Origin of the sequence: Bacillus sp. FJAT-28004, from assembly GCF_001280845.1 — a bacterium.
Lineage (GTDB): Bacteria > Bacillota > Bacilli > Paenibacillales > Paenibacillaceae > Pristimantibacillus.
In genome coordinates this window covers 1-8,633 of record NZ_LGHP01000009.1, presented here as the reverse complement: position 1 = coordinate 8,633, position 8,633 = coordinate 1, and the positions used below count along the sequence as shown (strand labels likewise).

15 protein-coding genes are annotated in these 8,633 nt (G+C 42.9%); 5 read left to right on the top strand and 10 right to left on the bottom strand.

The annotated features are described in order from the left end of the window. Window positions 1–125: 125 nt before the first annotated feature. The 3 genes from AC787_RS32690 to AC787_RS32680 all read right to left on the bottom strand — a co-directional run bounded on the left by AC787_RS32690 (window position 126) and on the right by AC787_RS32680 (window position 1,002). Window positions 126–380 carry a hypothetical protein gene (locus tag AC787_RS32690; protein WP_054029171.1) on the bottom strand — a complete coding sequence of 85 codons (255 nt, stop codon included), beginning with the start codon at window positions 378–380 and terminating at the stop codon, window positions 126–128. 89 nt (window positions 381–469) lie between these two features. After that, on the bottom strand, window positions 470–673 hold the full coding sequence (locus tag AC787_RS32685) for a hypothetical protein (RefSeq protein WP_054029170.1): 204 nt from the start codon (window positions 671–673) through the stop codon (window positions 470–472). A gap of 53 nt (window positions 674–726) precedes the next feature. Then, a complete protein-coding gene (locus tag AC787_RS32680; RefSeq protein ID WP_054029169.1) occupies window positions 727–1,002 on the bottom strand; it encodes a hypothetical protein in 276 nt (91 codons plus the stop codon). Window positions 1,003–1,874: 872 nt separating this feature from the next. Between AC787_RS32680 and AC787_RS32675 the strand changes: the two genes are divergently transcribed. Then, entirely contained in the window at window positions 1,875–2,573 is a 699-nt protein-coding gene (locus tag AC787_RS32675) for a hypothetical protein (protein WP_054029168.1), read from the top strand. Window positions 2,574–2,809: 236 nt separating this feature from the next. On the opposite strand, the gene AC787_RS32670 is transcribed toward AC787_RS32675, so the two are convergent. The 7 genes from AC787_RS32670 to AC787_RS32640 all read right to left on the bottom strand — a co-directional run bounded on the left by AC787_RS32670 (window position 2,810) and on the right by AC787_RS32640 (window position 5,984). Continuing rightward, the gene (locus tag AC787_RS32670; protein WP_235561192.1) at window positions 2,810–3,427 is read right to left on the bottom strand and encodes a PIN domain-containing protein; all 618 of its coding nucleotides are present in this window, start codon (window positions 3,425–3,427) and stop codon (window positions 2,810–2,812) included. After that, the gene (locus AC787_RS32665) at window positions 3,372–4,064 is read right to left on the bottom strand and encodes a helix-turn-helix domain-containing protein (protein ID WP_054029167.1); all 693 of its coding nucleotides are present in this window, start codon (window positions 4,062–4,064) and stop codon (window positions 3,372–3,374) included. The genes AC787_RS32670 and AC787_RS32665 overlap by 56 nt, the downstream gene beginning before the upstream one ends. Before the next feature lie 319 nt (window positions 4,065–4,383). Further along, window positions 4,384–4,839, bottom strand: a complete 456-nt coding sequence (locus tag AC787_RS33590) for a hypothetical protein (RefSeq protein ID WP_054029166.1) — start codon at window positions 4,837–4,839, stop codon at window positions 4,384–4,386. Between the two features lie 71 nt (window positions 4,840–4,910). Continuing rightward, window positions 4,911–5,165 (bottom strand): hypothetical protein, encoded by a 255-nt coding sequence (locus tag AC787_RS32655; protein ID WP_054029165.1) that lies wholly within the window; start codon window positions 5,163–5,165, stop codon window positions 4,911–4,913. A gap of 75 nt (window positions 5,166–5,240) precedes the next feature. Then, window positions 5,241–5,450, bottom strand: coding sequence for a hypothetical protein (locus AC787_RS32650; RefSeq protein ID WP_054029164.1), 210 nt, complete (start codon window positions 5,448–5,450; stop codon window positions 5,241–5,243). Continuing rightward, the gene (locus tag AC787_RS32645) at window positions 5,447–5,638 is read right to left on the bottom strand and encodes a hypothetical protein (protein ID WP_054029163.1); all 192 of its coding nucleotides are present in this window, start codon (window positions 5,636–5,638) and stop codon (window positions 5,447–5,449) included. Before AC787_RS32645 ends, AC787_RS32650 begins: the two co-directional genes overlap by 4 nt. 151 nt (window positions 5,639–5,789) lie before the next feature. Next, entirely contained in the window at window positions 5,790–5,984 is a 195-nt protein-coding gene (locus tag AC787_RS32640) for a hypothetical protein (RefSeq protein ID WP_054029162.1), read from the bottom strand. 242 nt (window positions 5,985–6,226) lie between these two features. Between AC787_RS32640 and AC787_RS32635 the strand changes: the two genes are divergently transcribed. The 4 genes from AC787_RS32635 to AC787_RS32625 are packed head-to-tail and all read left to right on the top strand — an operon-like array spanning window position 6,227 to window position 8,450. Further along, on the top strand, window positions 6,227–7,072 hold the full coding sequence (locus tag AC787_RS32635) for a Ku protein (protein WP_054029161.1): 846 nt from the start codon (window positions 6,227–6,229) through the stop codon (window positions 7,070–7,072). Next, a complete protein-coding gene (locus AC787_RS32630; protein WP_054029160.1) occupies window positions 7,069–7,962 on the top strand; it encodes a hypothetical protein in 894 nt (297 codons plus the stop codon). The genes AC787_RS32635 and AC787_RS32630 overlap by 4 nt, the downstream gene beginning before the upstream one ends. Continuing rightward, window positions 7,959–8,126 carry a hypothetical protein gene (locus tag AC787_RS34330; protein WP_161807608.1) on the top strand — a complete coding sequence of 56 codons (168 nt, stop codon included), beginning with the start codon at window positions 7,959–7,961 and terminating at the stop codon, window positions 8,124–8,126. Before AC787_RS32630 ends, AC787_RS34330 begins: the two co-directional genes overlap by 4 nt. 3 nt (window positions 8,127–8,129) lie before the next feature. Continuing rightward, window positions 8,130–8,450, top strand: a complete 321-nt coding sequence (locus AC787_RS32625; protein WP_054029159.1) for a hypothetical protein — start codon at window positions 8,130–8,132, stop codon at window positions 8,448–8,450. Window positions 8,451–8,633 lie beyond the last annotated feature (183 nt).

Sequence of the window (8,633 nt, the reverse complement as noted above, 5' to 3'; positions counted from 1 at the left end):
AAAGCGTATGGGGTTTTCAAAGAGCTGAATATCCTTCTAACGTAGCCGTCATAGCCCGATTTGCTATGCAGGTTCTTGTCGTGCAAGGGTATGCCTGAAGGGATGGCGTTCGTAGAAAAGCCACCCTAGCACGACAAGGTTCTGAATGGCAGGCTAGGTTGACGGATTGCGTTAGGGGCAAGGGTACAGCGGTTGAAAACATCCAGAAGCACAGCAGCCTGCGGCGTCATTTCATTGCGAAGTTCACCGGACTCTTTAGGGTCTGGATGCCGGAATGGAATGCAGGCATGCTGACCTGCTTTTCCGATTTTTCCTTCAGGAGTGGCCAGAGGCCAAAATTCAATCAGTGCCCCCGTGACGTTTTTATGCGGGGCTTCCATTTCAATAAAAAATAGCCTTCAGATCCGCTCTGCCGGCTATCAATCATCTTTATAGAAAAGTTCATTTCCGTCTTTTTGCCCTGGCTGCCTCATGCGGTCATCTGAGTCGGGATTAAAATTTTACTGCGATCATACTCTTCATCGTTGTCCGTTACCCTGATTAGCACCTCTCCGTCAAAGCGAGTAACGGAGATTGTTTTAAAAAAACCAATCCAGTTCTTAACATCCATCTCTTCGCCTTTTGTGTTTAAAATGTCTTTATCACCGTGTTTTACAATTATCTTTTTCGTCATTTACTTTCCCTCCAGTTATCTATTTAGTGAATCTAGCAATCTACTAATCGATCTTAAGCTGCTTGGGTTACCGCCTCTAGCCGAGCAATACCTTTTTTCGTCGGGGCGTACAATGTCACGAATGGACGTTCAACCTCGACAATGAACGCTGCGGCAACCAGCTCAACTACTACTGAAGAAAACTCATCATCATTCAATTTTTCATCCATCACAGAAAACTTCATATCATAGAATTGCTCCCAACATTGACGATTAGTTGGTTCACGATCAGCAAGATCCCAAACGAAAATCATGGCCTCAAATACCTTTTTAGCGATTACTTTGTTCATATGAAAATCCTCCTTCAATTCTTGTTGATTTTTCGGTCCACCCCGGACATCCGATTTCGTTTGTGGCTCTAGCCCGAGCGGCGATGAGCGGAAATCCTTAAGGTCTTACCGGTAGAACAAGCAGTTCGCTGTCGCTGACGATCTGTGAAGCGTATGGAGTTTTCAAAGAGCTGAACATCCTTATAACGTAGTGGTCATAGCCCGATTTGCTATACAGGTTCTTGGCGTGCAAGGGTATGCCCGAAGGGATGGCGTTCGTAGAAAAGCCACCCTTGCACGTCAAGGTTCAGTATGGCAGGCTAGGATGACCAATGCGTTATAGGTAGGGATGCAGCGGTTGAAAACTCCAGTAGCGGAACGGAACGCGGACTCCGATACATGCGCCGTTATCCGGTAGGCTTTGGGGAAACCGGCTGGAGGAACGTAAGCTGGTTGACCTGCCCTTATCTTCTAGTTTTTATTGACGCAAAGCGGAAATGCATGCCGCTGGCTAGCGGACCCATTCCAATCAGTGTCACCGCGTTCTTCAGCGGGGCTTCCATTTGAACTGAAGTGCGGCAGAGATTTTCCGCCGCATAGCCGTTTACCAATCAAATGGATCCACTTCGTCTTTTCTTCAGCCCGAAATAAAAAAAAACACCAAGAATCCTGGTTTCCTCATGACTTGTTCATTAAGTATTTCGGGACCTTTTTGAATATATTTACAACTATCTGATGGTCTAGTAATATAAAAGTATAGAAAAAAACAACAGTTTTTTGGAGGAATTATTAATTGGCTAAGTTGCGATCCCTATAAAAAGGGTTCGTAATTTAAACATACCCTCTAAAGAACTGTTTTTTTGTGTCTAAAAAAGTTGAAAAGGATGATAAATATGGATAAATCGAAAGAAGTTAGAGAGTTTATTAAAGGTTCGTTCAGTGGCTCTTCTATGAAAATAAAAAAAGGAGAAAAAGAAATAGTAATACTTATTAATAAGTCTAATGAAAAGATCGATATATACCATCCAATGCAACTTTCATATTCGGTTTCTACTACCAGTAAGAATTTTGGGATTTATAACAGAAACGAAGCGGCAGATTGGGTACTACAAGAGATAAAGCTTTTGGGGATACTGGTTGACGAAGATCAATGCACCATAGAACTTATTAAATCGAATACACGTTCTAATTTCGAATGGACTTATCAAGAAGAGCTAGTTCTCTTACTAAAAATAGTAGAAAAAGGGGAAGAAAATGATCCAAAATTAGCCGAAGAAGCACACGCATTCCTTCGTCGTGTCCGAACAGTTGCAGCATGTTATGAAAGAATTAAAAAGCTAAGAAGAGAAAATAATTTGTCAAAGCGTATTGAAAATGATATCAAATCGTTTGCAGAATTTGACCAACTAAGAATTTTTTTCTTAGAAATATATCCTCCTGGTGCTGAGTTGTTTCTGGAGATCAAAAGGGAAAGAGTAAATGTCCGGGAATACATTAAAAAAAATGGTGCTACCCTATATGCTGAGATGCTATCTGATGAGGAAAGAGAAATTAAAGGTGCCATAGAAACGAGGAAGAAATATAAATCTTAAATATCTTTTCATTTAGTTCAATATAGTGGGTGGTCTACTGGGGGATCCAAACCATGATTTTAGTAATCTGTAGTCAATCTGCGTACGGTCCACGTTCTGGGAACGTATCAAAGCATTTTTGAGTAAGTTTCTAGAAAGCTAATGAGCGAGGGAATTGGGTGCAAAGCAATATCATCAATGAGGTACAGTGATAGGGGCCTTCCTTTAGGAAAAGCCCCTACTCTATTTGGTATGTATTAGGACAATGCATCATCGGGTAGGTTGAATACCTTTTGCAAGAATTCCGAAGGCGAGACGCGTTGGATCTTTCCAATCTGGGAGGGAAACTTTCTTGTATTACTAGTAAGGATGTAGTCCGCATTTTGTTGAATGGCGCTTGACCAGACATGAAAATCGTTTTCGTCGAATTGGGAAAGCGGTAAGTTCATCTCTTTTTGATTAATGATCTGCACGGCTTGCTCTTGAGTACAAGCCGTGAGTTCAACCAGTACCTCACCGATCGGGCGATTGTTATTAATCATGAATTCCAGGTGATTCCGGTTATAGAGACTGTTTACTGCGCCTTCCTCCATTAGAGGGTAAATAAAGTCATCGAGGAAGGAAGACACATCATGAAACGTATATCTGACCCCTTGAAGACCGTTCAATGCGTTCCGGTAAAACTCAAACAAGCAAACGTTTGTGATGATCGGAACATATAAGAATCGGGCTGCGTTTAGCAATCGACGAGCATGACCGTTGGTCCGTAGAGCTGCGCACATAATCGTTGTGTCGATAAATACCCGAGGTAGGGGTGGATTAGAATTCGTACTCTGATTCATCAAAGCGGCCATCAGTGTGTTCATTAGAAACATTCAAAGTTCCTCCCCTTTCCGCTGTGATCCGATCTAATCGCTCAAGGGTTTCTTTCGCTTGTTTATCTTGTTCTTCAGTTGTTCGGAATGCAGTATTTGGGATACGCCAGTGACCGCCATCGGTTTGATAAGCCCCCCGGAAGCGACCAGCCTCACATAAGCGGCGAACCGATTGTACATGTATACCTAAACGCTCGGCAGCTTGGCTAGTAGTACAGTACTTATTTTCTGTATCTGTCGCGATTTCTCTTACCATAATTGCGGCAGGTGCGAAATATTTATTTGTTTGATTCGAAGCTTCTAAGATGGCAGTTAATATCTGCGCAATAAGATCAGATGGCTCCACCTTTGCAAGTCCGGATATGAGCGGCAGCATTTTCGTAAACGATACCATTGCTTCCTCATACTTTCCTGATTTCAAAAGATACTGCGTTTGTAAATCCCATTCCCCTATTTGCTCTAGAGTAGGGTTATCCGGAACGGAGAATTCATGATCTTCAATGATAGAAGCTGGCAACTGTAATCTCAATAAGGTGCGATCTAGCATAGCTTTGAACACCGCTTCAGATTCCGAAATATGATTTTCTTGGACTAAGAGGCTAACGGTCTTCCATCCTTTGTCTACCACTAATGGCATATTCACTTACCACCTTTCATTATTTATTCCAATTATACCACAAATGCAACAAAAGCAACAAATGCAACATAGCTTATTTCTCAAATAAAAACACTGGGATGAAATCGCGGTGTTACCTTTTCCAGACGCAAAAAACAGCCATTTGGCTGTTTCGATCTATCGCATCATGTGGTCATCCCGATTTGCTTGCTTTGGCCTGTAATTGCATACAGGTATGTGTCTTTTCAAATTAACGCCAACCATCATTTGCGAGCAATACGGGCATGGCTTTTTCATTCATCCAACCCTCCTTTCATTACAAGTACAGATTTCATCTGACCTACCCCCATTCCTCAAACGGCAAATCGCTTACGATTTGACCATCTGACTCCAACATACACCATGTGCAATTTCGATTATTCGCATAGCTCAGCAGGCGCTGCAAGTCTTCTGGGAGATCAGTCCGATCTTCCGGAGTCACTGGAAAGAAAAACCCAGATTCCCCTTTTTCATAAACGATGAAATCCGGATTTAGCAAATAGGCCTGTGCCTGTAAAAAATGAATGGTCTCCTCGCAAACGTGCCCAGTCGAGATATCCAACATGCTTTGAACGGGATGTTCTCTTTCCGTCAAAAAGTCCTTCGCATACCAAACGGTTTGATCAAGCTGGAAATAGGCATCCTCTCTCTCATCTCGAAAAGTTGGCCGAATAAATGCAGTACCTTCATGATCGATCCCCTCTACGTAATCCTCGTTCCATTTTGTTACCTTCATTTTCCCATTAGTCATTAACATATTAATCTCTCCTTTTCGTCATTAGGTCTTCAGCAAGCTCGAATATAAAAACATAGAAATGAAATAACAACTTATCTTTGTAATCTTAGATCCACATCATACACATTACCGTTCTTATCGCCAGCGCAAGTAACTTCAAAAGTGAACCGTTCATCGATCCTTGGTTCCTCATCATTTTCCACATCACAACGATTGTCTTTTATTTGCTGAATCGCAGTTGCTTTTGCTTCCTTCATGTCATAGGCAGTTACTGCCAGAGCTTCAGTCTCTTCACCATCCCAAACAGCAATAATATAGAGTCCTTTAAATCTTTCTTGAACAGTCATAGTGCATTTCTCCTTTAATCTATCATCATCAGGCTCCGGCGATTAACCCGGTAGCGACCCCTCACAGGGTTTCGACTATCTGACCTGCTTACTAGCTGCGGTCTTTGCTGTATGGAAGCGATCAATCATCGTTTGAACCGTTACCCCTTTGTAATCAACACGGTAGCGGCTTTTCATTTTCCTCCCCATAAAATAATCATCAATCCGCACGATTGTAGCTTCTCGCAGTGTCTTTGTATCCCAAACTATCCAGCGTCCGTCTGATTCTTTTTGCATTTTAATCATCGCTCTTCAGCCTCAATTCCAATTTGTTTTTCATCCAGCCCGATAATGCCCTTTGAATTCGTAAACGGATAAATCCAATCTTCAATAAGATGAAATAATGTAGACCCACCCCTAATATCCGGTATCGTTTGCCTGTCTAGCCCAAGCGGCGATGAGCGGAAATCCTTAAGGTCTTGCCGGTGAAACAAGCAGTTAGCCGCCGCTGGCGATCTGCAAAGCGTATGGGGTTTTCAAAGAGCTGAATATCCTTCTAACGTAGCCGTCATAGCCCAATTTGCTATGCAGGTTCTTGTCGTGCAAGGGTATGCCCGAAGGGATGGCGTTCATAGAAAAGCCACCCTAGCTCGACAAGGTTCTGAATGGCAGGCTAGGATGACGGATTGCGTTAGGGGCAAGGATACAGCAATTGAAAACATCCAGAAGCACAGCAGCCTGCGGCGTCCGTTCATTGCGAAGTTCACCGGCTATCTTTTTTCTTTGGGGATGCTCCTGCAGAGTAACGAAAGGAGCTCCCTGTTCTTCTGTCTTTTGCATTTGTCATCGCTTCTCTGCTACCGGGTACCCACAATTGCGGAGCAAAGCAAAGCAAAAACGCTAAATGGAACCAGTGCTCTCCTGGTTCGCTTTAGCGTTTAGTGGGTGGTCTACTGGGGGAATAAAATCAAGGCTAGGAAAAGAAAAGGTTAGAAATGGCTGCTACCCTTGATCAACCTGTAAATTGGTATGTTTTTCCGATTCCAGGGTAACCTAATAATAAAAAAATGGATGTGATATTTGTGCATACAGTTTGGAAAGGCGCTATTAGTTTCGGTCTGGTACACGTACCGGTTAAAATGTATACCGCAACAGAAGACAAAGACATTCACTTCCGGAGCCTACATAAAGATTGTGGCATGCCGATTTCATATGCGAAAACATGTAAGCATTGCGACAAAGAAATTGGTACAGAAGAAATCGTTAAAGGTTATGAGTATGAGAAAGACAAATTTGTAATTAGTACAGAAGAAGAGCTCGAAAGCATCAAGGTCGCAGCCGAGAAAACAATCAAGATATTGGATTTTGTTGATCTTAAGGATATCGATCCCCTCTATTTTCAAAAAGCCTATTACCTCACCCCCGATATGGCAGGAGCTGGAGCTTATAGCTTGCTGCTGGAGGCGATTAAGCAGACAGGTAAGATTGGCATAGCTAAAATATCCATACGCAGCAAAAGCAGCCTTGCAGCAATCCGTGTCGTTGATAACTGCATTTGCATGGAAACCATGTATTATCCGGATGAGATACGCTCTCTCTCTCAAGTTCCCAATCTACCCTCACAAACCGTTGTTAATGAAAAGGAACTTGGAATGGCAATGGCGCTTGTAGAGCAGCTTAGTGAAAAATTTGAACCTCATAAATATACGGACGATTATCGTACAGCCCTGCTTGAACTGTTTGACCAAAAGGTAGCCGGTAAAAGCATGGATGTCGTCACTGCTCCTACTGCACAAGGAAAATCGAATGTCATTGATCTTCTGTCCGCTCTGCAGGCAAGCTTAGACGCAACAAATACGAAACCCGATACATCCCCTCCTAAGAGGAAACGAAAAAGCACAGCAAAATCAAAGGATAACGTATCATGACCATTGTAATGAAACTGCCTGTTGTGCCGATGGCACCTATCACATCACCAAATATACCTACAGGACCTAACTGGGGTTATCAAATCAAATGGGATGGTGTGCGAACTTTGGTCAGGCTCGACGGCAACGGTGGGGTAGAAATATTTTCAAAGCGCGTAGAACCTCGTAACGATCGATTTCCTGAGATCATTGAACTTTTGAGACCGCTGCGGATCGGGGCTTGTATACTTGATGGCGAGATTGCGTACTTTGACGGCACAAGGCCAAACTTTCAGCGCGTCCTTGTCGGTGTAAATCGCAAGAAATATGATGAAAATCTTATATTCGTCGCGTTTGATATGCTCTACGATGAAGGACAAGATATTCGTTCTTTCCCCTTCAAGGAACGTTACGAGAGACTTGCTGCCAAATTTCCCGAAAAGCAGCCGCGCGTGTTTGTCACTGATTTGGTATACGATGGCCCAGCTCTTTGGGAGTGGGTTAACGATCGAGAATGGGAAGGCATTATCTCCCGAAAATTGGACAGTCCGTATGTCGAAGCTAAAAAGCATCGGTATATGTTCAAGAAAAGAAAAGAAGTCCGGATCGTGGCGGATGTCGTTGGAATAAAGCTCAAAGCAGGTTATGTTTCCAGATTGGTTCTACGTTATGAAGGTCGTTACGTAGGACATGTAGGAGGGATAGATGCTGCATCTAAAAAAGTCCTGAAGCAATTCATGGAGCAGCATCCCGGAGAATGTCCATTCCCTACCCTTTCCGCCAGCATGAAGAAGTCAGACGTTCGATGGCTCAGCGTCCCTTTTCCATGTAGGGTCACAGCGCTGGAATTTAGTGACGGCGGCATATTACGGCAGGCAAAGCTTTTAGGTTTCGGGAGTGGCAATGGATGAGAGAAGGCGACTATGTACGAGTACGAGGGGCAAAAAAGGTTGGTAAAGTCCGCAGTATTAAAGATAGAAATGTCGAAGTCGAATGGATTTTTGAAAAGATCATGAGCAATGGAACTTTTAAGCACATCGTGGAGTATGAGATCGATGATTTGGAAGGAGTTTAAAGCATGCTGAATCAAGAAACGTTAATGGTCACATGCAGAGGTTGTAATAATGAAAATGAGATCCCGATAGAAAACCTTTTAGATTATTCCTGTGTCACATGTGGTACATCGCCATTACAAATTAAAGAAACGGAACAAGAAATACTAGTAAAAGAGCTTGATGCTGCAACAAACGAATTGGATCGTGTAATCGGAAATGTTACTCATGGCAATATGGATCCCAATATGGCTTCAGAATGGCTTGAATATGAATCAGGTCAAATAGCCGATATACTTGATAAAGCGCGGGCATATATCAAGGACAACCAAGATAAATATCTTTAAGTAAATGAAAGTCTGCAGACAAAAGGTCGGCAGGCTTTTTTTCTATTCCTTCCATTCCTAATGAATCAGCTAAATGCGTAGCAGTTAGCTTCCGATGGCGCGAAAGCGTGGGGTTTACAATACAATTCAATCAAAAGGAGCTGCCTTGCAGCTCGTTACCTTGCTTGTCGGCACAAAAAAAAA

Bases quoted from the DNA above. Each gene is read 5' to 3' on its own strand.
- AC787_RS32690 (WP_054029171.1), bottom strand. From the start codon at position 380: ATGGAAGCCCCGCATAAAAACGTCACGGGGGCACTGATTGAATTTTGG.
- AC787_RS32685 (WP_054029170.1), bottom strand. From the start codon at position 673: ATGACGAAAAAGATAATTGTAAAACACGGTGATAAAGACATTTTAAAC.
- AC787_RS32680 (WP_054029169.1), bottom strand. From the start codon at position 1,002: ATGAACAAAGTAATCGCTAAAAAGGTATTTGAGGCCATGATTTTCGTT.
- AC787_RS32675 (WP_054029168.1), top strand. From the start codon at position 1,875: ATGGATAAATCGAAAGAAGTTAGAGAGTTTATTAAAGGTTCGTTCAGT.
- AC787_RS32670 (WP_235561192.1), bottom strand. From the start codon at position 3,427: ATGTTTCTAATGAACACACTGATGGCCGCTTTGATGAATCAGAGTACG.
- AC787_RS32665 (WP_054029167.1), bottom strand. From the start codon at position 4,064: ATGCCATTAGTGGTAGACAAAGGATGGAAGACCGTTAGCCTCTTAGTC.
- AC787_RS33590 (WP_054029166.1), bottom strand. From the start codon at position 4,839: ATGTTAATGACTAATGGGAAAATGAAGGTAACAAAATGGAACGAGGAT.
- AC787_RS32655 (WP_054029165.1), bottom strand. From the start codon at position 5,165: ATGACTGTTCAAGAAAGATTTAAAGGACTCTATATTATTGCTGTTTGG.
- AC787_RS32650 (WP_054029164.1), bottom strand. From the start codon at position 5,450: ATGATTAAAATGCAAAAAGAATCAGACGGACGCTGGATAGTTTGGGAT.
- AC787_RS32640 (WP_054029162.1), bottom strand. From the start codon at position 5,984: ATGCAAAAGACAGAAGAACAGGGAGCTCCTTTCGTTACTCTGCAGGAG.
- AC787_RS32630 (WP_054029160.1), top strand. From the start codon at position 7,069: ATGACCATTGTAATGAAACTGCCTGTTGTGCCGATGGCACCTATCACA.
- AC787_RS34330 (WP_161807608.1), top strand. From the start codon at position 7,959: ATGAGAGAAGGCGACTATGTACGAGTACGAGGGGCAAAAAAGGTTGGT.
- AC787_RS32625 (WP_054029159.1), top strand. From the start codon at position 8,130: ATGCTGAATCAAGAAACGTTAATGGTCACATGCAGAGGTTGTAATAAT.